This is a genomic window from Bradyrhizobium betae, assembly GCF_008932115.1.
GTDB lineage: Bacteria > Pseudomonadota > Alphaproteobacteria > Rhizobiales > Xanthobacteraceae > Bradyrhizobium > Bradyrhizobium betae.
Genome location: NZ_CP044543.1, coordinates 5,694,818 through 5,715,244 on the forward strand (window position 1 = coordinate 5,694,818; position 20,427 = coordinate 5,715,244).

At 64.9% G+C, this 20,427-nt stretch carries 26 protein-coding genes; 10 read left to right on the plus strand and 16 right to left on the minus strand.

Annotated features, from left to right (window positions below; genetic code table 11):
- Positions 1-100: 100 nt before the first annotated feature.
- Both F8237_RS27290 and F8237_RS27295 read left to right on the plus strand, forming a co-directional pair.
- On the plus strand, positions 101-1,144 hold the full coding sequence (locus F8237_RS27290) for a Tim44 domain-containing protein (protein ID WP_151649313.1): 1,044 nt from the start codon (positions 101-103) through the stop codon (positions 1,142-1,144).
- Positions 1,145-1,312: 168 nt separating this feature from the next.
- On the plus strand, positions 1,313-2,020 hold the full coding sequence (locus F8237_RS27295; protein ID WP_151649314.1) for a glutathione S-transferase: 708 nt from the start codon (positions 1,313-1,315) through the stop codon (positions 2,018-2,020).
- 464 nt (positions 2,021-2,484) lie between these two features.
- Here the strand turns inward: F8237_RS27295 and F8237_RS36485 are convergent, their stop codons facing one another.
- Positions 2,485-2,658, minus strand: coding sequence for a hypothetical protein (locus F8237_RS36485; RefSeq protein ID WP_167527492.1), 174 nt, complete (start codon positions 2,656-2,658; stop codon positions 2,485-2,487).
- 270 nt (positions 2,659-2,928) lie between these two features.
- Complete coding sequence (locus tag F8237_RS27300; protein ID WP_151649315.1) at positions 2,929-3,402, minus strand: hypothetical protein; 474 nt, start codon at positions 3,400-3,402, stop codon at positions 2,929-2,931.
- A 96-nt stretch (positions 3,403-3,498) separates the two neighbouring features.
- Here F8237_RS27300 and F8237_RS27305 point away from each other — a divergent pair, with 96 nt between their 5' ends.
- From F8237_RS27305 to F8237_RS27315, 3 genes are all read left to right on the plus strand, one after another.
- On the plus strand, positions 3,499-3,729 hold the full coding sequence (locus F8237_RS27305) for a hypothetical protein (RefSeq protein ID WP_151649316.1): 231 nt from the start codon (positions 3,499-3,501) through the stop codon (positions 3,727-3,729).
- A gap of 49 nt (positions 3,730-3,778) precedes the next feature.
- Positions 3,779-4,009 (plus strand): type II toxin-antitoxin system RelE/ParE family toxin, encoded by a 231-nt coding sequence (locus F8237_RS37485; protein WP_151649317.1) that lies wholly within the window; start codon positions 3,779-3,781, stop codon positions 4,007-4,009.
- A gap of 115 nt (positions 4,010-4,124) precedes the next feature.
- Positions 4,125-5,780 (plus strand): fumarate hydratase, encoded by a 1,656-nt coding sequence (locus F8237_RS27315; RefSeq protein ID WP_151649318.1) that lies wholly within the window; start codon positions 4,125-4,127, stop codon positions 5,778-5,780.
- A 109-nt stretch (positions 5,781-5,889) separates the two neighbouring features.
- Here the strand turns inward: F8237_RS27315 and F8237_RS27320 are convergent, their stop codons facing one another.
- The 7 genes from F8237_RS27320 to F8237_RS27350 form a co-directional block, all read right to left on the minus strand.
- Positions 5,890-6,822 carry an IS110 family RNA-guided transposase gene (locus F8237_RS27320; RefSeq protein ID WP_151650688.1) on the minus strand — a complete coding sequence of 311 codons (933 nt, stop codon included), beginning with the start codon at positions 6,820-6,822 and terminating at the stop codon, positions 5,890-5,892.
- A 348-nt stretch (positions 6,823-7,170) separates the two neighbouring features.
- Entirely contained in the window at positions 7,171-8,091 is a 921-nt protein-coding gene (locus F8237_RS27325; RefSeq protein WP_151649319.1) for an SH3 domain-containing protein, read from the minus strand.
- A 14-nt stretch (positions 8,092-8,105) separates the two neighbouring features.
- Positions 8,106-8,402: a hypothetical protein gene (locus F8237_RS27330; protein ID WP_151649320.1), complete on the minus strand. Its 297-nt coding sequence runs from the start codon at positions 8,400-8,402 to the stop codon at positions 8,106-8,108.
- Positions 8,403-8,509: 107 nt separating this feature from the next.
- On the minus strand, positions 8,510-9,061 hold the full coding sequence (locus F8237_RS27335) for an inner membrane-spanning protein YciB (RefSeq protein WP_151649321.1): 552 nt from the start codon (positions 9,059-9,061) through the stop codon (positions 8,510-8,512).
- Positions 9,062-9,075: 14 nt separating this feature from the next.
- A complete protein-coding gene (locus tag F8237_RS27340; protein WP_151649322.1) occupies positions 9,076-9,651 on the minus strand; it encodes a hypothetical protein in 576 nt (191 codons plus the stop codon).
- Between the two features lie 76 nt (positions 9,652-9,727).
- A complete protein-coding gene (locus F8237_RS27345; protein ID WP_151649323.1) occupies positions 9,728-9,988 on the minus strand; it encodes a hypothetical protein in 261 nt (86 codons plus the stop codon).
- Positions 9,989-10,143: 155 nt separating this feature from the next.
- On the minus strand, positions 10,144-11,541 hold the full coding sequence (locus F8237_RS27350) for a carotenoid oxygenase family protein (RefSeq protein WP_151649324.1): 1,398 nt from the start codon (positions 11,539-11,541) through the stop codon (positions 10,144-10,146).
- Positions 11,542-11,650: 109 nt separating this feature from the next.
- Here F8237_RS27350 and F8237_RS27355 point away from each other — a divergent pair, with 109 nt between their 5' ends.
- On the plus strand, positions 11,651-12,355 hold the full coding sequence (locus F8237_RS27355; protein ID WP_151649325.1) for a TetR/AcrR family transcriptional regulator: 705 nt from the start codon (positions 11,651-11,653) through the stop codon (positions 12,353-12,355).
- Positions 12,356-12,376: 21 nt separating this feature from the next.
- Here F8237_RS27355 and F8237_RS36490 read toward each other — a convergent pair whose 3' ends face one another.
- Positions 12,377-12,580, minus strand: coding sequence for a hypothetical protein (locus F8237_RS36490; protein WP_151649326.1), 204 nt, complete (start codon positions 12,578-12,580; stop codon positions 12,377-12,379).
- 162 nt (positions 12,581-12,742) lie between these two features.
- On the opposite strand from F8237_RS36490, the gene F8237_RS27365 reads away from it, so the two are divergent.
- Together F8237_RS27365 and F8237_RS27370 are read left to right on the plus strand one after the other, a co-directional pair.
- On the plus strand, positions 12,743-13,309 hold the full coding sequence (locus F8237_RS27365) for an SET domain-containing protein (protein WP_151649327.1): 567 nt from the start codon (positions 12,743-12,745) through the stop codon (positions 13,307-13,309).
- Between the two features lie 219 nt (positions 13,310-13,528).
- Positions 13,529-13,708: a hypothetical protein gene (locus F8237_RS27370; RefSeq protein ID WP_151649328.1), complete on the plus strand. Its 180-nt coding sequence runs from the start codon at positions 13,529-13,531 to the stop codon at positions 13,706-13,708.
- Positions 13,709-13,773: 65 nt separating this feature from the next.
- Here the strand turns inward: F8237_RS27370 and F8237_RS27375 are convergent, their stop codons facing one another.
- The 3 genes from F8237_RS27375 to F8237_RS27385 form a co-directional block, all read right to left on the minus strand.
- The gene (locus tag F8237_RS27375; protein WP_151649329.1) at positions 13,774-14,403 is read right to left on the minus strand and encodes a ferric reductase-like transmembrane domain-containing protein; all 630 of its coding nucleotides are present in this window, start codon (positions 14,401-14,403) and stop codon (positions 13,774-13,776) included.
- A 19-nt stretch (positions 14,404-14,422) separates the two neighbouring features.
- Positions 14,423-14,914 carry a peptidase associated/transthyretin-like domain-containing protein gene (locus F8237_RS27380; RefSeq protein WP_151649330.1) on the minus strand — a complete coding sequence of 164 codons (492 nt, stop codon included), beginning with the start codon at positions 14,912-14,914 and terminating at the stop codon, positions 14,423-14,425.
- A gap of 177 nt (positions 14,915-15,091) precedes the next feature.
- Entirely contained in the window at positions 15,092-15,490 is a 399-nt protein-coding gene (locus F8237_RS27385; protein ID WP_151649331.1) for a hypothetical protein, read from the minus strand.
- A gap of 139 nt (positions 15,491-15,629) precedes the next feature.
- Between F8237_RS27385 and F8237_RS27390 the strand changes: the two genes are divergently transcribed.
- Both F8237_RS27390 and F8237_RS27395 read left to right on the plus strand, forming a co-directional pair.
- Positions 15,630-16,451, plus strand: a complete 822-nt coding sequence (locus F8237_RS27390; protein WP_151649332.1) for a helix-turn-helix domain-containing protein — start codon at positions 15,630-15,632, stop codon at positions 16,449-16,451.
- 79 nt (positions 16,452-16,530) lie between these two features.
- The gene (locus F8237_RS27395) at positions 16,531-17,196 is read left to right on the plus strand and encodes a DsbA family oxidoreductase (RefSeq protein ID WP_151649333.1); all 666 of its coding nucleotides are present in this window, start codon (positions 16,531-16,533) and stop codon (positions 17,194-17,196) included.
- A 1-nt stretch (position 17,197) separates the two neighbouring features.
- On the opposite strand, the gene F8237_RS27400 is transcribed toward F8237_RS27395, so the two are convergent.
- From F8237_RS27400 to F8237_RS27410, 3 genes are all read right to left on the minus strand, one after another.
- Entirely contained in the window at positions 17,198-18,367 is a 1,170-nt protein-coding gene (locus F8237_RS27400) for a GNAT family N-acetyltransferase (protein WP_151649334.1), read from the minus strand.
- Positions 18,368-18,534: 167 nt separating this feature from the next.
- On the minus strand, positions 18,535-19,977 hold the full coding sequence (ccoG, locus tag F8237_RS27405; protein ID WP_151649335.1) for a cytochrome c oxidase accessory protein CcoG: 1,443 nt from the start codon (positions 19,975-19,977) through the stop codon (positions 18,535-18,537).
- A gap of 30 nt (positions 19,978-20,007) precedes the next feature.
- Complete coding sequence (locus F8237_RS27410; RefSeq protein ID WP_151649336.1) at positions 20,008-20,397, minus strand: DUF302 domain-containing protein; 390 nt, start codon at positions 20,395-20,397, stop codon at positions 20,008-20,010.
- Between the last annotated feature and the right edge of the window lie 30 nt (positions 20,398-20,427).

Consider the following 20,427-nt stretch of genomic DNA (forward strand, 5'->3'; position numbering starts at 1 on the left):
ATGGGCTTTTGCCACATCCCCGCGACTGAGGGCCGCAGCCACGGGTTCCGAAACCGGCTTTCTTTTTCGGGAAGTCTGCCCATCTTAGGGGCACGTCCCCATGCCGGGGATTTGGGAAACGAACATGAATTTCTCGCAACGCTCCCGCAGTCTCTTCAAGACGATCGCCGTCGTGCTGGCGCTTGCGCTGCCGACTGCACTGGCGATCTCGTCCGCCGACGCGCGGGTCGGTGGCGGCATGTCGTCGGGTTCGCGCGGCTCGCGGACCTATTCGGCGCCGCCCTCGACCACGACCGCGCCGGGCTCGGCCTCGCAGTTCAACCGCACCTACACCCAGCCGGGCGCAGGCATGAATTCGGCCGCAGCCGCGCCCGCGCGCGGCGGCCTGTTCGGCCGTGCCGGCGGCTTCATGGGCGGCCTCGCGGCCGGCTTCCTCGGTGCCGGCCTGCTCGGCATGCTGTTCGGCGGCGGCCTGTTTGGCGGCCTCGGCGGCCTGTCGTCGATCCTCGGCCTGATCATCCAGATCGTGCTGGTCGTTGTCGTGGTGCGGCTGGCGATGTCCTGGTGGCAGCGCCGCCACACGCCGCAGACGGCCTATGCCAATGCTGATGCGAATGCCGGTCAGGGTCCGCAGCCGAACTATCGCAGCGGCCTCGGCGGCGGCGCTCTTGGTGGTGGTCTTGGCGGCGGTCTTGGCAGCGGTCTTGGCGGCTTCGGCTTCGGTGGCACCAACAACGCGCCGCTCGAGATCAAGCCTGATGACTACGAGGCGTTCGAGCGCCTGCTCGGTGATGTCCAGGCCGCCTGGTCGAACGAGGACGTGGCCAAGCTGCACACGCTCGCGACGCCGGAGATGGTCTCCTATTTCGAGCAGGACCTCGGCAAGAACCGGGCGAGCAACGTCGTCAACAAGGTCACGAATGTGAAGCTGTTGCAGGGCGACCTCGCGGAATCCTGGCGTGAGGGCGAGACCGACTACGCTACGGTGGCGCTGCGCTTCTCACTCACCGACAAGACGCTCGACCGCAACACCGGCGCGATCGTTGCCGGCAGCGAACAGCCGGGCGAGGCCACCGAGGTCTGGACCTTCGCCCGCCGGACGGGCGGCACCTGGGAATTGTCGGCGATCCAGCAGACCAACTGATCGCCTTCGAATTGAAGGCAAGGGCGTCGTGCTTCGGCACGGCGCCCTTTTCGTTTGTCTCCTCCGTCATTGCGACGGAGTGTGTGGCGCCGCCGTTCCATCCCTCGCTGACGGAACCTTCGGCTGCGTGCTACATTGTTCGCACCCCCAAGTGCACGGACCCCTCCCATGAAATACGAGCTCTACTATTGGCCCGAGATCCAGGGCCGCGGCGAATATGTGAGGCTGGCGCTGGAGGAGGCGGGTGCGGCTTACGTGGACGTCGCGCGCGGTCCGCGCGGCACCGGCGCGATGATGAAGATGATGGACGCGCACAAGGGCACGCCGCCCTTTGCGCCGCCGTTCCTGAAAGCCGGCAAGCTCGTCATCGGCCAGACCGCCAACATCCTGCTCTATCTCGGCAGTCGTCACGGGCTCGCGCCTAAGACGGAAGCGGGAAAGCTCTGGGTGCACCAGCTTCAGCTCACCATCACCGATCTCGTGCTGGAGATCCATGACACCCATCATCCGCTCGGACCCTCGCTCTACTACGAAGACCAGAAGCCGGCGGCCAGGAAGCGCACGTCCGAGTTCTGGAGCGAGCGCGTGCCGAAATATCTCGGCTATTTCGAGCAGTTCCTCACCGACAATGGCGGCGCCTATGTCACCGGACGCAGGCTCACCTATGTCGATCTCTCGCTATTCCAGATCGTCGCCGGGCTGCGCTACGCCTTCCCCAGGCGCATGAAGGCGTTCGAGGCAGACATCCCCGGCCTCGTCGGCCTGCACGACCGGATCGCCGCGAGGCCGAACATCAAGGCCTATCTTGCGAGCGAGCGCCGCATTCCCTTCAACGAGCAGGGCATCTTCCGCCGCTACAGGGAGCTCGATGGCTAGAGCGTTTTCGAGCGAAGTGGATTCCGGTTCGCGTGAAGACAACGCCTCAAAATAAGAAATCTAACCGGTCCGGAGGGAGGCTGGCGGCAGCCCCCGTTCCGGACCGGCCGTTTCGGGCGCGATCAATCGCCCGAACGCGTCATGGCTCCCGAGCGCCCGTGAACGCTCCGGACCAGATCGGTCGTTTGAATCGTCGGGGACGGGGGAGAGGTCGTGCTCGTCGGGGCAGGGGGGCTTGCAGAACATCGTCGCGACTCCCGTTGCGTGGGTGCGGACGCTGTCTAGCGGGGGCCGGACGCGGTGGCGTCGCCCGATTGGAGGAGCGCGCGCGCTTTTCCGGGAGGTCTCGGCTTATCGCAGAGAGCCGTGATGCGTGCTCATGGCGCATCCGGCAAAGATCGGGCCGGACGCGCGAAAGGCCCGATCGACCGGATCGGGCGCTTCGTCATCATCGGCGGGCTCGATCAGGCGAGCTGATCGATCCGCGTGCCCTGACCCGGCGGCAGCGGCGCCGGCGGCGGCGGCTTGTAGGTCGGGTCGGTATCCTTGGTCTTGGCCTGGTCGTCCTGCTGCTTGGTCGTGTCGTAGCTCGGGACCACGATCGCGATCGGCGGCGGCGTAACGGTAGAAACGCTCATCCACAAATCCTCACATATGGAAACAATTGGACCCTGCGCCGCGAGGCGCGAAACTTCCGTCAAGCCAATCGTTAAAATGCGAGGGATCTGGTGCAGCGGGAGGGGCTGTCTTCGTCGCGGCCTCCTCTGCGCAATTTGCGTGAGACGACGAGAACTCTCCTCGTCATTGCGAGCACAGCGAAGCAATCCAGAGTCCCAATGCGAAGACAGTTCCGGATTGCTTCGCTGCGCTCGCAATGACGGAGTAGGTTGAAAGCGCGAGCGCCCGCTCTATTCGTCCTTGCCGCGCGTGATCGCGATGGACGCGTCGGTCTTGGTCCGGGTGCATTCCATGTTGAGCCGCCGGTAGCGCATGGCGACCTTGTCACCGCGGAGCAGTCCCATCCGCTTCAGGCAGCGTGTCGCGCCCGTCGTGGTGTCGTCCTTGGTCACCGTGAAGACGATCGCCGCCATCGATCCCACCAGCGCAAAGAACTCCGGCTTCGGCTTGCGATCACCCTTGGCATAGAGCTCGATGGAATATTTGTCGCCGCGGCAAGCCACGGACAGCTCCTTGGCCCCCGGATGTGTCAGGTAGACCACGTTGGCGGCGCGGAAATTCACCTTGAGGCGATCGACCTGGTTCGCCAGCTCCTTGGCGCTGTCGTCGCAGCGGTCCGCACGCGCGGGTGAGGCGAGGGTCACAAGGCCGGTGATGGCGGCGGCGACCAGGATCGCGCCGCGGAAGTGCAGTTTGAAAATCATGATGAAAAGCCCCTTGGAGGGCGCATTCAAGCGTCGGCGGACGCGAAGCGCAAGGGTGGGTCTTTCATGCTGGCAGGTGCGTGATATAAAGAGCACATGAGCAAGGATCAGGTGAAGGCCGTTCTGGACCGCGTTCTGACTTGGCCGCCCGAGCGCCAGGAAGACGCAGCGAAGATGCTGATGCTCATGGAGTCGCAGGACGAGAGCGCCTATCGGTTGACCGACGAGCAGGTCGAGGAGGTTCGCCGCCGTCGGTCCGATCCGAATGCGCGTCGGCTTACCCTCGAGGAGTTTAGGGAACGGCTCCAGCGGCGCCTCGGCGAATGAAGGTCGTCATTCACGAGTCGGCAGCTCGTGATCTCGACGAGATTATTGATTGGATATCTCAAGACAGCCCCGCGCGGCAGCTAGGATAGCCGATCGCATCAGGGTGAAGATCGAGCGCCTTGCCGTTTCCGGTCTGTCTCACATAGGTCGTCCGGGTTTGCTTGAAGGGACGCGAGAACTCGTGGAGGCTCCCTATGTCATCGTCTATGCGATCGATCAAACAAACCAGCTGATTGACGTATTGGCCATCCTTCACGGGGCGAGGGATCGCGAAATCTAGGGCTCACCCATGACTTTGGCGGGCTTCCGAGGCGCTTCCTTTTGCGGCAAAAAAGCTTAGAACGCTTCCATGCTGAGAGGCCCGCGAGGGCTCCAAAACCCCGAGATCCGCCCCCATGAACGCTCCCACCGCCTTCCCCGACCCCGCAAAGCCCGTTCCGCCCTACAAGCACACCCCGCTGTTCCCGCTGGGCAAGGACGAGACGCCCTACAAGAAGATCACGGCCGAGGGCGTGCGCGTCGAGAAGGTCCTGGGCAGGGACATGCTGGTGGTGTCGCGCGAGGCGCTGCGGGCGCTGTCGGAGGCGGCTTTCGGCGACATCAACCATTATCTGCGCCCCGGCCATCTGAAGCAGCTCCGCGCCATCCTGGAGGACGGCGAGGCCAGCCCGAACGACAAGTTCGTCGCGCTGGATTTTCTGAAGAACGCCAACATCGCGGCCGGCGGCGTGCTGCCGATGTGCCAGGACACCGGCACCGCGATCATCATGGGCAAGAAGGGCTGCAACGTCATCACCGACGGTGACGACGAGGCGGCGCTGTCGGAAGGCGCGCGCGATGCTTACCTGCGCCGCAATCTGCGCTACTCGCAGGTCGCGCCGCTCTCGATGTACGAGGAGAAGAACACCGCCAACAACATGCCGGCGCAGTGCGAGATCTACGCCGAGGGCGATGACGCCTACAAGTTCATGTTCATGGCGAAGGGCGGCGGCAGCGCCAACAAGAGCTTCCTGTTCCAGGCGACGCCCTCGGTGCTGACCAAGGACCGGCTGCTTGCCTTTCTGAAGGAAAAGATCCTCACCCTCGGCACCGCGGCGTGCCCGCCCTATCACCTTGCCATCGTGATCGGCGGCACTTCGGCCGAGCTCTGCATGAAGACGGTGAAGCTGGCCTCGGCCCGCTATCTCGATGCGCTGCCGACCCACGGCTCGCCCGACGGCAACGCCTTCCGCGACGTCGAGATGGAGCAGGAAATCCACAAGATGACGCAGTCGCTCGGCGTCGGCGCGCAGTTCGGCGGCAAGTATTTCTGCCACGACGTGCGCGTGATCCGCATGCCGCGTCACGGCGCCTCGCTGCCGATCGGCCTTGGGGTGTCCTGCTCGGCCGATCGCCAGGTGCTCGGCAAGATCACCAAAGACGGCGTCTATCTCGAGGAGCTCGAGCACAACCCTGCGCAGTATCTGCCGCAGGTCGAGCAGTCGCTCGGCGGCGAGGTCGTCAAGATCGACCTCAACCAGCCGATGAAGGACATCCTGGCGACGTTCTCGAAGTATCCGACCAAGACCCGGGTCTCGATGACCGGCACCATGATCGTCGCGCGCGATTCCGCGCATGCCAAGCTGCGCGAGCGCCTCGACAAGGGCGAGCCGCTGCCGGATTATTTCAAGAACCACCCGGTCTACTACGCCGGCCCCGCCAAGACGCCCGAGGGTTACGCCTCCGGCGCGTTCGGTCCGACCACGGCGGGCCGCATGGATTCCTTCGTCGACCAGTTCCAGGCCGCCGGCGGCTCGATGGTGATGGTGGCGAAGGGCAATCGCGCGCCCGCCGTGCGCGAGGCCTGCAAGAAATATGGCGGCTTCTATCTCGGCTCGATCGGCGGCGCCGCGGCGAATCTCGCCGAGCACTGCATCAAGAAGGTCGAAGTGCTCGAATATCCCGAGCTCGGCATGGAAGCGATCTGGCGCATCGAAGTCGTCGACTTCCCGGCGTTCATCATCATCGACGACAAGGGGAACGACTTCTTCAAGGAGTTGAATTTGGGCTAGCGCATCACCTGGCCCCGCTTGCGGCTGCGATCGCTGTTGAAGCTGTCCCCCCGCGGCGCATCCTTCGAGACGCCCGCCGTTGGCGGGCCCTCAGCGACTGTCTTCGAAGTCAAGCGTTTTGCCATGGTCTATTGTCTCTGATGATGGCGTTGAGGGTGGTGAGAAGCTTCCGGGCGACTGCCACCAGAGCAACCATCTTCGGCTTTCCGGCGCTGAGGAGGCGCTGGTAAAAAGTCTTGAGGGCAAGGTTGCAGCGGCTCGCCACCAAGGCGGCCATGTGGAGGACTGTGCGAACGCTGGCTCGGCCGCCGCCGATCATGCTCTTGCCTCGCCAGCGGCCTGATTGCCGGGTGTAAGGCGCAAGGCCGGCGAGGCTGGCGATTTCCCGACGGCTCAACCGGCCAAGTTCAGGCAGCTCGGCGAGCAGAGTTCTGGCGACGATGTTTCCTATCCCAGGCACCGAGGCGAGAAGATCCTCCTTGGCGCGCCAGACCGGCGAGCCACGAACCATGGTCTCGATGTCTCGGTCGATGGCATCGAGCTCCTTCTGCAGCATGGCGATGTGACGCTGCAGACCTTTGCGGATCCGGACATTGCTTGCCCGTTTCTCACGCTGGCCTTCCGCGGTCTTCATCTCGATGATCTGCCGGCGGCGACTGACCATTTCGGCCAGCAGGCGCGCTTCCTGGTCAGGCAGCTCGCGCGGCTCCGGCCGGAGCGCATCCGCGAAGTGAGCAATCACGGCAGCGTCGATCGGATCGGTCTTCGCCCGTTTGCCGGCCGCCTGGGCGAAGTTGCGGATTTGGGCAGGATTGACCACCGCCAGCGGGATTGAAGCGCCGGCAACGGCCGCAGCCACAATGGTTTCGAAACCTCCGGTCGCCTCCACCGCGACCAAAGTGGGTTTCAGCTCTAACAGCCGTTCGACGAGGCTCTCGAGCCCTTTGCCGTCTCGCGTGACAGCGAACATTTCTCCGCTCGGACGTACGTGAACGTCCAGGCGGTCCTTGGAGACATCGATTCCCACGAATGACAATTCCATCGGCACCCCTCCTTGCGCAACCGGGCTCGCCAGGCGGCCCACGCGACTGTTCGGGTTCAACGGACTTGCAGATGGGGAGCCGAGCTGAGGGACGGGCTTTGCGGCCCTAGAATGAGACGGTCTCCCATCTGCAGCCGAACGGCCAAGCCTAGATCGCCGACCGGTCTTTGGCGAGTTACAAGGATGAGGGCGGAGTATGCGGCTGCAGTTTCTGGGACGCCGACGTAGTTCAGCCTCATCCTGAGGAGACCGCGAAGCGGTCGTCTCGAAGGACGAGGCGCTTGCTCAGTGGTAGCCAGAAAGCATGTGCGATTGCCCTACGGCCCGCAGGGCGGGGAGATCGGATAGCTAACTGCAATTCGTGACATGGTAGGAGCACAGACCGCGCCACCAGCCGCGCACGCCGTCCTGGCTCTCGACCAGGCCCCAGAGGCCGCTGCAGGCGAAGATGCGCTTTGGGCCGCCGTCGGTGTCGATCGCGCCGCCGAGCTCGCGCTGGGCCGGCATCGATTTGGCATCGACGAAGGGCGCCTGAAACAGTCCGCCCATGCGGGTGGCGCCGTTGGCGTAGGCGGCACCGACCTTGTTGGAGTCGACCCAGCCGCGACCCGCATAGGGTTTCGGCGCGTTGCGCGGATAGCGCTTCTCGTCCTCGTAATCCTTGCCCGGCGGCTTGGCACCTTCGATCAGAAACCAGCCGTCCCTGAAGCCGATGATGCGAAATTCGGTGAGCCAGCCGCCATCCGGCGTGTTCTCGGCGCCGCCGAGCTTGAGCCGGTAGGGCGGCGGCAGCGTGCCGAGCACGCGGGCCTTCGCCGACGGCTCGGCGCGCACGTTGAGGCCAGCTGGATCCTTGTCGATGGACCAGGCGCCGAGATCGCAGGGCTCGGTGCCACCAGGGAGCGTTGCGCGCCTGGCGGCGAGATCGGCGTGCAGCCGGGCGAAATCGGTGTCGTCGTTATCGGGATCCGGCCCGGTGCGGGGCTTCAGCTCGGCCGAGACCGCACGCGTCGCTTCCGGCGTGAGCGTGACCACGAGCGTCTGGCGCGCGGCGAACACGCTTGCCGGGGTCTTCGGATCGTTCGACGTGGCGGGATCAATGGCGAGGTAGCCGGTCGCCCCATCGGTCCGGTAGGCGAGGCCTGGGACATAGCCCGCAGGCACCAGGGCGAGCGCGCTTGCGCGCCACGCCGGTTCGGTGTCATCCGCGCGCACAGCCTGTGTCGCGAGGCACAGGATCGCCGCCGCGATGAGACGGAGCACGCGCACGGTTCGCAGCGGGCTTACGCGCGGGCGCCTGTGAACGGGAAGCTGCCCATCGGGCCAATACCCATCTCGCCGCTGATGCTGTCGCCGGCGACGGTGCCGCTGAATTCGACCGTGAGCGGCATCGGCTTGTCGATCGAGACCTTCCAGGAGACGTTGTCGCCGCTGACGGTGCCGTCGAAGATCTCCGAGGAGTTACCCTCCGCACTCTGCGTGCCCGTGAGCGTGCCGCCCGCGGCCTTCAGGCTCAGCGTGGTCGTGCGCTCGCCCATGGGCGTCGTCATGGTCAGAGTCCAGTTGCCGTCCACGGCCATTCGCATCTCCCAACTTTTTCCCGGCAGCCGGCGACAATCCGCAGGCTGAGCCAGAAGGCCTATAGCCCAACTCGCGTGGCCTGCCTAACGCTCTCTTTGCCGCGCCCTCACGCGCGGGCGCTGCGAATGCGGCTGCCGACGAGCAAGCGGAAGGCAACGTACTGGACGGCGAACGCGGCGATCTTGGCGCCGACCAGGACCACGGAAATATAGAAGACCCACAGCTTCATGTCGCCCGTCATGGCGACGGCGACGGTGCCTGCGGCAAGTACGAACATCAGCACGGCCCAGGCGTAGCCCGCGACGGTGACGTATTTCGGAATGGTCTCGGTCACGATCGCCGGCAGATAGCGCAGCATCCAGCCGCGCTTGAGCATGATGATGCCGATCGCGATGTGTCCGATGGCAGGCTTAGCCAGCACGAAGCGCGGGTCGTTGGTGAGCAGCGTCGCGCCACCGAGCACGATGACGAGGCCGAGGCTTGCCCAGGTCATGTAGCCGAGCGTCTGGCCCTTGATCCGCGCCCAGACCACCTGGCCGATGGCGCCGAGGATGGCGACCGTCGTTGCGAGGATGACGTTGTCGGTCGCCAGATAAATCACCAGGAAGACGATGGTGGAGAGGAAATCAGAGACGAGCCGGCGGAATACGTCTTTCATCGTCTGTCCTGTCATCAATGAGAGTGGGCGATCGCGGCCAATGGCTTACCGTATTTGATCTGGCAATATTCAGGATACCACTTCGTGAAATAGATCGCGGTGTTGCGGGCGGCGAAGGCGACCGCGAGGCCCGACCAGACCGGCAGGCCGGGGAAGTAGAGCAGCACGATGTTCGCTGCCGTCATCAACAGCGCGGCCGCGGTCCAGGCACCCGTGATGATGTAGTTGGCAGTGAGGAAGCCGGGCATCGCCGCGGTCTCGGCCGGGACCGCCTCGACCGCATATTGCAGCGTGAAGGGACGGCGAACCAGCATCGAGCCGAGCGAGATCACGAAGATGCCGATATCGACCGACAGCTTGACGCCGAGCGTGCCGAGCGCGGGATCGACCAGCGCGAGGGTGAGGCCGATGGCTGCGAAGACGATCGCCGAGCCCGCGGCCAGGATCTTCACGGAGCGGCCGCGCGCAACGTCGATCGCGATGGTGGCGAGGCAGATCGCGGACGCTGCGAACACGCTTGCAGTGGCCGACGTCACCAGCATCAGGAAAGAGTAGGCACCGTAGGGCGCGAGGATCAGGAAAATCGCCATGGATGGCCTCGGTCTGGCTGATCTTTACAATGTCAAGATAGATAGTCGAGCCGGTCCGGCGGGTCAAGCAAAATCTTTACAGTGTCAAAATGACGTAAGTGACCTCCAAAAAGTGAAGTGCCGCAACGGCTTGCTCGGACGCCTCCTGGGCGAATTCCGCCCAGGGCAGGCGTGACAGGACCGGCAGTCCGGCGGCGATCAGGAGGCCGATGGCGAGCAGGATGCCGCCGTCGAAGAGGGCGTGGCTGCTCCGCCGCAGCAGGATCGTCGGGAACGCGAGCGCGGCGCAGGCGAGGGCGAAGATGGCGAGGAAATCGGTGATCGAGGGCAGGTACATGGGAAGCTCCTCTTCTGTTCTGTCATTCCGGGGCGACGCGCAGCGTCGAGCTGCGATGCGCAATTGCACATCGCAGGATCCATCGGGCGTCAGACGTGCGGCAAAATGGATTCCGGGTTCGCGCTAACGCGCGCCCCGGAATGACGAGGGGAGAGCTACGCCGCTCCCACCCAATTGCCGTGAAAGCCATCCGGGACGCGATGGCCGAGCTGCACCAGCGCGACCGGGCCCGCCTCGATATCGGTGGCGTTGAAAACGGCGAGGTCGCTGCGGTTTTCCCGCGCGCGCCAGACGACCGCGAGCAGCCAGCCGTCGCCTTCGGCTGCATCCTTCGCGCGTTCGACGAACACCGGCTCGGAGATCGTGTCGCCGGCCGGCAGCAGGTATTGGCCGAGCCGCTTGCCGTTGCCGTCGACATGCACGACGCCTGACAGCGCGCCGAACATCGGCAGTTTCGGATTGGCGCAGGCGTACCAGCCGTGATGGCTCTTCAGCCCGGCGCGACGATCGTCGATGCGGGGGAATTCGCCGGTGAGATCGTCGAGATAAGTCTGCTGGAAGCGGTCGGTATTGCCGGAGAGATCGAACGTCCAGCGGCAGTGGCGGGCGCGCGATTTCTCCGGATCGGTCGGCCGGCCGTCGGGATGTGGAAACAGCGGCGCTTCCTCGAACTGCATGACGTCGGCGACGATGCGGCCATCGTCCTCCCACGCATTCATGACGTGGAAGACGTAGCAGGCCTCGGCACGAAACCAGACGATGTCCTTGGCCGCGCCGTTGCGCTTCATCACGCCGACATAGGCGCCCTTGTCCGGCTCCCAGGCATAAGGCGGCCGTCCGCTCATCGCGCGCTCCATGCTGCCGGTGATGGGGAGGATCGGAAACAGCACATGGTTCTCGGTGACGATGAAGTCGTGCACCATGCTGGCATAGGGCGCCTCGAAGCGTTCGAACCGCGTCGCCTTGCCTGTTACATCGATCGATCCCCAGGAGAGGGCAGGCGTCAGCGGCCCCGCTGCGTTGTAGCCGAAGAACACGAGCTCGCCGGTCACGGGATCCGTCTTTGGATGCGCGGTAAAACTGCCGGCGACGCGGCCGTGATAATTGTGATAGCCGCGCGTTGCCAGCGTGCCCGGCTCGATCTCGGTCGGCAGATGCGCTTCTTCCAGCGCGAGCAGCTTGCCGGCATGGAAGATGATGTTGGTGTTGGCGACGCCGCCGTCGGTGAGGTTTTGCGGCGCATCCGGCAGCTTGCGGCCGAAGCCGCCGAACAGCGCGCGGCCGGCATCGTGCTCGGCCAGCCATTTCGGCGTGCGGACCCAGCGGTTGCGATAGCTGGCGCGGCCGTTCTCGAGGTGGAAGGCGTGCAGCATGCCGTCGCCGACGAACCAGTGCGCGCCGGGCGCGTCGAACTGCGGATTGGGGCCGTTGCGATAGAGCGTGCCGTTCAGCTCGCGTGGCAGTTCGCCGACGATCTTGAGGAAAGGCGCGTCGGCCTCGAACGGAATCGGTCCGAGATTGTTGCGGCGCTCGGTGGCGGCGGCCTGCTGCACAGCGTATCCCTCCGTCTATCTTTACATCGTAAAGATCAAATAGAGCCGATCGCGGCGCCGGTCAAGCGAAATCTTTACACTGTCAATATTGCGTCATATAGCTGGGTCCATGGCCAAGTCAGAAACGGTGCGCCGCCCGCGCACTTCGAAGAAAACATCCTCGGCATCGTCGGCGCCGCCCCGCACCGCGAAGACCGAGACGCCTTATCATCACGGCGCCCTGCGCGAGGCGTTGCTGCAGGCGGCCGAGCGGGTGCTGGAGCGCGACGGGCTTTCCGGCCTGACATTGCGCGCGGTGGCGCGCGAGGCGGGCGTGTCGCACGCCGCCCCCACCCATCATTTCGGCGATCTCACCGGCCTGCTCAGCGAGCTCGCAGCCGTCGGCTTCCGCCATTTCAACGCGGCGATGGCGTCGGCGTGCGATACAGCCACCACGCCGCTCGCGCGCGCGCTGGCGCGGCCGAAGGCCTATGTCGCCTATGCGCAGGCCCATCCCGGCATGTACGGCATCATGTTCCGCACCGAACGCCTCGACTATTCCCGGCCGTCGCTGCACGAGGCGGCCGAGGCTTCCTTCGCCGGGCTTGCCAACGCCATCGGCATGATGCGGCAGGAGCAGATCAGCGAGGACTCGCTGACGCTGAACCAGGGCGCTGCGATCGCGCGCGCTTGGTCGATGGTGCACGGTTTCACGATGCTGCTGCTCGACGGGCGGCTTGAGGACATCATGGGGCGGCTGCCCGAGGGGACCACGCCCGAACGCCTGTTCGAGGCGATGCTGACGGCGCCCATGAGCGGGAAGCTGCCGGCATAGCTTTCCGGGCTGGGCGCAGGCCTAGCGCCGCGTCGCGAGCTCGACCGCGCGGCCGCTGGTGCCGATGACCTGCACCTCGTCCTCGTCGCAGTTGAAGCCGCGGGCGACCTCGTCAGCCGCCTTGCGGGCAAGTTCATTGGTGCTGCCCAGCGATTGGGCGTCGGCATCACCCGCGTTCGAGCAGGCAAGCAGCCCGGCCAGGCAAATGAACGCAATACGCCTCATGATGACGCCCTGATGCAGCGGAACTCCGTACCATCAGACGTCTTCATTGTGGGCAAGGTTCAAACAGGGGCGGGATAGACCTGACAGCGCCGAGGAATCGTTCTAGAAGAGCGGCTTCGCTTGAGGCATCGGGCCTCGTTTGCGTCCTCATTTTTCTCGATCATGCCAGCCATCGCTTCCAGCAAATCCTATCGTGTCGGCCGTTCCAAGACCGGCCTCGGCCTGTTCGCCACCATGCCGATCAAGAAGGGGACCCGGATCATCCGTTATTTCGGACCGATTCTGGACTCCAAGATTCCCGCGCATGACGAGATCGAGAACAAGTATCTGTTCGAGCTCAACAACCGCTGGACCATCGACGGTTCGGTGCGCAAGAACCTCGCCCGCTACATCAACCATTCCTGCCGGCCCAACGCCGAATCCGACGTCCGGCCGCGCGAGCGCAAGGTCTTCATCCGCGCCATCAGGAACATCGAGCCGGGCGACGAGATCAACTACGATTACGGCACCGATTATTTCAAAGCCTATCTGAAGCCGATCGGCTGCAAGTGCGAGTCGTGCGAGAAGAAGCGCAAGAAGCTGCGCGCAGAGGCGCGCGCCGAACGCGCCAAGGTGAAAGCCCGCGCGGAGCGTAAGGCGCTGAAGGCCGGCGCGAAGGGCGCGCTCGCGAAAAAGAAGAAGCTGAACGGCAAGCGTTTCGGCGGCAAGGTCGGCCGGGCGAAGGCGTAGCTGCTGTCGGTCACTGCTTACGCAGAAGCGGCGCAGTCTCGACATTTTCCGGTCTCGGACAGGAAGCTGGTCATGAGCCCGCGGGCGTCACGATCATCATTCCGATTGGAACAGCTGGTTCCAGAGCCTTGGGAACCTTGCCCTGGGAACTCTGAGGCGGCCACCGCCTACGTTCACTTTTGAACATTCAAATTCCCTGAGAACGGGCATATTCTACCTATGCCATACCAAGTGAAATCGGGATCGTTTCTGATCGTCGCATCCACGCTGCCCGCAGCGCTCCAGCTGTATGACGACATGAAGAGCGGGCCCGAAGACGTGTCGATCCGGGACATGGACGGCAGACAGATCGACATCGACGAACTCCGGCCCATCCTCAATGACGGCGAGCCTTCGTAAGCTCTGATCTGGTGATCAGGCTTGTCGTGTTTCCTGCGGACCGAAAACGGACATCGCAGCGGCGATCACTGTGGCGCGCTGCTCTCTCCAGCCAATGGTCTTGGCTTTCTCCGCACCCACAGGTCAGCCATGACCTTGATGGTCGCCGCGAGGACCAGTGCGCAAAGCGCCGCCTTCGACACCGTCTCCATCGTTCCCTCGATCAGCAGGCAATGGACGACACTGCCGATGACGATGACGATCGCGAGGGGGATGTGAGCGATGCGCCACGTTCGCAGCCGCAGCCCCAATCGCCGGCGCAGGGTAGCCAGGAGCGCGACAACGAAGATGGCCCACATGGCGATCACGCCAAAGGGGGAGAACGGCGTCGGCGACGAGAAGGTCAGGGCGTCGATCATATCGGGCGGACTGGTGAACCAGAGGCCGGCGACATGGATCACCACGGCCACGAGCAGCGCGCCTCCGATCCAGTGATGGGCGCGGCGTCCGCGATAAGTCGACAGCGGCGGCAAATATCCGCCGATCAGCAGTGGCTGAACCAGCACGAGACCCAGCGCAACAATCCCTGCAAACCCGGCCAGAACATAGACCGGACCGCGCCATGCGAGCAGCGGGCTCATCGCTGCCGCGGCGATCGGCACGCCAACGGCTGCTGCAAGGGCGGCCCAGATCAGGGGCACCTTCGCCCATCTCATTCCCGTGGTCCCAATCCGGTCAGGCCGGCTGAAGGACGAAGTGGGCCTCCAGGCTCGTTTCCTTTGCACTGCGCATCACCGGCCGCAGGAAGACGGTTTTGAATTCACCGCTGTCATAGGCGAGGTGACCGTGCGGCTGGCCGAAGACGGGAATGATCTGCGGCATCTCGAGCCGGAACGCTCCGTTCTTGTCGGTGAGCGTGGCGCCATGGCTCTGCGGCTCGTGCTCCTGTCCTTCGGTCGTGTGCGCCCAGATCTGGATGCGCTGCCCGGCAAGCGGCGCCCCGTCGCCTGCGCGGCGCACCGTGCCGCTCATCCAGAAGCCGCCCTTTCCGATAAGGTCAACGATCGGCGCGCCCTTGCGGTAGTTGTTCGACCCGCCCGACATTGAATCGGTCGGCGCGAGGCCGTCCGCGCGCGCGGGCAACAGCAGCCCCGAGACCCCGGTTGCGAGAACGGAACCGCCGGCGGCGAGGAGGAGGTTGCGGCGGTTGAATACGACGTTGGTCATGTCAATTCCTCCTGGCGGCCGGGCAACTGCTCCACCGATCGTACAACAACATGCGCGAGAGGCCCAGTTGAGGCAGGCAAACAGGTCGACAGGCCGCAATGACAGTGTTGTGAACGGGCGTCCCGGCTCCGCGCCGCAACGCCAGGAGCGTTGCGGCGCGTCTGGAGCGCGGGAGGATCACGCCGTCACGACACCGCCGCTCTTGCGCAAGCCCACATATTGCAGCTCCGCGAACACGCCGGTCGCGATGGCTTGCGCGACCACCATCAGTTCGCCGCCGATGTTCGGCGACACTGCGCCCGAAAGCAGCAGCGCAATGCTGCCAACCGTCCAGGCCGCATTGCCGACCACGACCAGCAGCACGAGCGGCTTCGGCACCGCTGAGCGCGCGGCGAGCCAGCCGACCAGCGCAGTGTAGGCGATCAGGAACAGCCCGGTCTCGCGCAGCAGCGCTTCGGGCAGATTGAACAGCGTCGCGAACGCGCCTGCGCCGAACGTGAAGCCGAGGGCGGCGACGCCGCTGAACATCGCGTCGGCAAGGAGCGCGCGGCGCAGGAAGGTGGATGCGTCAATCATCGTGGGTCTCCATGGTTGGTTGGGCTTGGGGTGAACTCGATGCATCTTCCGTTGCGAATGAAGATGCGCTGGGCCGAGACCGAATTCGATTACCTCGGGGTAATGGAACGGGTGAAATCCGCATGCTAGGTTTTCCGTCATGACCGCTCATGCATCCACGGCACGCGCCGAACACAGCCAGCCGGTTCATATCGGCGATCATTTGCGCGAATGGCGGCAGCGCCGCCGCATGAGCCAGCTCGATCTCGCCGGCGAGGCCGAGATCTCCGCGCGACATCTGAGCTTCGTCGAGACCGGCCGTGCCGCGCCCTCGCGCGAGATGGTGCTGAGACTGGCCGAGCGCCTCGACGTGCCCTTGCGCGAACGCAACGTGCTGCTGGTCGCGGCCGGCTACGCGCCGGTGTTTCCGCAGCGCCCGCTGGAGGATCCCGCCTTGACATCAGCCCGTCAGGCGATCGACCTCGTTCTCAGAGCGCACGAGCCCAATCCGGCGCTGGCTTATGACCGGCACTGGAATCTGGTTGCGGCCAACCGCATGTTGGCGCCGCTGCTCGACGGCATTCCGCAGCGCCTGCTCGGCCAGCCCGTCAACGTGCTGCGGCTCGCGTTTCATCCCGAGGCCTTGGCGCCGCGCACGGTCAATCTGGCGGAATGGTGCGGACACCTGCTGGAACGGTTGCACCGGCAATGCGAGGCGACGGCCGATCCCGAACTCGTCAAGCTCTACACCGACCTCAAAAGTTATCCGATTCCGGCGCGCTCGGCGCCGCTGCCCAGCGACAATGTCGCGATCCCCTTCAAGCTGCGTCTTGGCGGTGAGATACTTAGTTTCTTCTCCACCACCATGGTGTTCGGCACCCCGGTCGACATCACCCTGTCCGAACTGGCGCTGGAGACATTCTTTCCGGCGGATGAGCGCACCGCCGGGCGGCTGAAGCAGATGGCGGCAGCCATGAGCTAGCGCCCTCATCCAGTGCTCTTGCCTCAGCGCCCGTTCGGCTTATCTTGGGGCAAACCCGCATCGCCCGAAGGAGGCGCTCATGAGCACGCTGAAACCGCTCCAGATCGATGTCGTCTCCGACGTGGTGTGCCCCTGGTGCTATATCGGCAAGCATCGCATCGAGAGCGCGCTGGCGCTCGTGCCCGACGTTCCCGTCAAGCTCAATTTCCGTCCCTTCTTCCTCAATCCCTGGGTGCCGCGCGAAGGCATCAGCCGCGAGGCGTATCTCACCCAGAAGTTCGGCTCGGTCGAGGCCTACAAGGGCATTGCCGGGCGCGTGGTCGGGGCGGCGAGCGAAGAGGGCCTCGTCTACCGGCCCGAGCTGGTCGCGCGCCAGCCCAACACGACCGATTGCCACCGCCTGATCCTCTGGGCCGAAGCGATCGGCAAGGCACCCGAGATGAAGCAGCGCCTCATGGAGCTCTACTTCCGCGACGGCGGCGACCTGACCGACGTCAACGTGCTGGTGCAGGCCGCAGCCGATATCGGCCTCGATGCCGACGACGTGCGCAAGCGCCTCGCCACCGACGAGGACGTCGCACGCGTCACTGCGGATGCGCAGGAAGCCGCCGAGAAGGGCATCTCCGGCGTACCCACTTACGTGTTCGCGCAGAAATACGCCGTATCAGGCGCGCAGGATCCGAACCTGCTCGCCCGCGCCATTCGTGAGGTCTCGGCGGAGATCAACGCGCAGGCGGCGGAGTAGTCTATTTGCGGAGCCGACGGACCACGCGTCGCGCAGCCTCGTGGGCGACGTTGAGGCCGGTCAGTGCCGCGTGAATCAAGGCGACGACCGGATCGTTCCGCCGCAGCGGGATCAGCACGTCACCGATGGCAAAGCGTCCGCGCCAGATCGGGTTGATCATGGGGTGATCGGCGCTCGCGGTGGAGTCCGCGCTGGCGATGGCGGGATCGGCGCAGAGATGGCGGGTGAGCTCGAGCGTGAGCTGCACGCCCGGCGAATATTTCGCGAAATTTTCGTCAATGCCGAGCTTGAAAAAGAAGGCGCGGTCCTGGTGGCGCAGCACGATTCCGGCGGCCACCGGCGTGGCACCGGCGCGTAGCGTGTTGATTTCGCATTGCGCGGTCTCGGCGAGTGCCGGCACGGCGCGGCGGATGAAGGTCGCATCGCCCGCGTGCTGGATCAGCGCGGTGCCGCGCTTGCCCTTCCAGCCACTGGCCTCGAGCTGCAGGAATGTTTCGAGTGCGGAACGGATCTCTTCGGGCCTGCGCGCAGCCTCGAACGTGACGGGACCGTGCTCTTCGAGGCGATGGCGCTGACGGCGGAGCTCCTTGAGTCGCCTGGCGCCGAGCGCCTCGCGCAGCAGCGTCTCGCCATCCCGCGTCGCATCGAGGCTGGCGCGGATGTAGGAGGATAGTACGCGCGGCTTCAGGCCGTCGCGATCGAGAGCCTGGCTGAGCGCATTCATCGCCGCACCGTCAAGCGCGACGTCGTTCAGCACGAGCGCATGGGCTCCGGCGGCGCGCGCCTGCTGCAACAGACGCGTGGCGGCCTCGATCGGGGCGTCGCGGTCGATGAGGGGGCTGCACAGCGTGCCATAGGGATGCGCGCTCACCAGCGCGGGCAGGGGGATCCTGCAGGCGCGCCACAGCGAGATCACCGGCATCAGTCCGATCAGCCGCGACGAAGATCCGTCGGATGCGGCCAGCGCCGAGGCGTCCGTGCGGCCGCGCGCGGTGGCGCTGACGGCGAGCTCCCAGCCCGGCAGGTAATATCCGTTCGGCTCGATCGCGCGCTGCGCCAGCGCGCGCCATTGGCCCGGGTCGATGGAGCTGAGTGGGACGAGCGCGCGCGCCGCCGCGGCATCTCTTGCCGATGCCGGATTGATCGCAGCCTCATGCGCGATATCGACCACGTCCCGTCGTCCCCGTTCACGCGGGCCAAGGCCCGTGTTGCACGGCCTTGTCTAGCGCAAAGATTGGAAAATACCGTTGGGGCGCCGCTTTAATTCGAGCGGTAGTATTAACGTCTCATTCACCCTCCGGCGCCTGCCGCCGGAGGGTGAATGGACTGTGAGTGCTGCTAGTCGCCCGGCACGAAATGATCGCGTGCGCTCGCGCGGCCGCCGCCGGCGGTGTCGGTGTCGGTGATGGCAATGTCGATGTCACGCGAGGCCTTCGGCAGGTCGCCGGGGCCGACCTGCACCGACAGCCTGACCTCGCGGGTCTGATCCTGTCCGACCTCGATGATCGGCTTGCCGCCGGGGCTGTTTTCGACACCGGCGACGCGACTGATTGCGCCGGGCAGTCCGGAGACCTCGAGTGCAAACGATCGCTGCGCGCCCTTGTTGAGGATGCGGACGGTGTAGTCGTTGCGCACCCCGCCATCCGAGAGCTGGACGAAGAGGGGATTGCGCTCATGCAGCACGCTGACGTCCATCGTCGCGCGCGTGGCGAGCTTGTAGAGCATGATGCTGCCGACGACGGCGATGGCCGCGGCATAGATCAGCGTGCGCGGACGGATGATGCGGTAGATCGGCGCCTTGCCCTCGCGCCGGCGCTGCATGTTGATGTCGGTGTCGTAGCCGATCAGGCCGGCGGGCCGGCCGATCTCGCCCATGACGTTGTCGCAGGCATCGATGCACAGGCCGCACTGGATGCAGCCGAGCTGGATTCCATGGCGAATGTCCACGCCGGTCGGACAGACATTGATGCATTGGTGGCAATCGACGCAGTCACCGGCGGGATCGCCGTGCGCGCGGGCGGCATCCGCCTTCTTGACCGACATGCGCGGCTCGCCGCGGTCGAGGCGATAGGTGACGTTGAGCGCCCATTCGTCGGTCAGCGCCGCCTGGATGCGCGGCCACGGACACATGTAGATGCACATCTGCTCGCGGGCATGACCGGCAAAGACATAGGTCGTGGCGGTGAGGATGCCGATCCACAGATAGGCGATGAACGGCGCCTGGAAGGTGGCGAGCTCCTTCACCAGCGTCGGCGCGTCCGCGAAATACAGCACCCAGGCGCCGCCGGTCCACCAGGCGATCATGATCCAGAGGAAGTGCTTCAGCGCGACCTTCCGGATGTGATCGAACGTCCAGTAGCGCTTGTCGCCCTGCATGCGCTCGCGCCGGTCGCCCTCGACCCAGCGCTCGACCGCGTAGAACAGGTCGGTCCACACCGTCTGCGGACACATGTAGCCGCACCACAGCCGGCCGGCGACGGCATTCATCAGGAACAGCGTCATCGCGGCGATGATCAGCAGGCCGGTGAAATAGTAGACCTCCTGCGGCCACAGCTCGATGAAGAAGAAGTAGAAGCGCCGATGCGGCAAGTCGATCAGCACCGCCTGGTCCGGCAGGCCGGGCCCGCGGTTCCAGCGCACGAACGGCAGGAGATAATAGGCCCCGAGCGTGACGCAGAGGATCGCCCATTTGATGCGGCGGAACCGACCATGGACGGACTGCGGATAGACCTTCCTCCGCTTCTCGTAGAGCGGTCCCTGGATGAAGGTGTCGTCGGTCATGGTCGGCCTATGCAATCTGTGCGAACGGTCTCAGGCAATCTCGGCGACGACTTGCTTCAGCAACTCGCGAACCTGACCGGCGACGGCGCCGAGCTTCGGATTTTCGATCGCCGTCATCGAAGCGACGGGATCCACTGCCGAAATCTCCACTTTGCCGCGCTCGCGTTGCTGAACCACGACGTTGCAGGGAAGCATCGTGCCGATCTTGTCCTCGACGGTCAGCGCCTCATAGGCGAGCTTGGGATTGCATGCCCCGAGGATGAGATATGGCTGAAACTCGACCCCGAGTTTCTTGTTCAGGGTGTCCTTCACGTCGATTTGGGTGAGCACGCCGAAGCCATGGTGCTTCAACGCTTCGATCGTGGCCGCAACCGCGGCGTCGAACGGCAGGTCGACCGTCTTCGAGAAGTGATAGGTCATGGCTGTCTCCGTCGAATTGGGTGGTTTTCT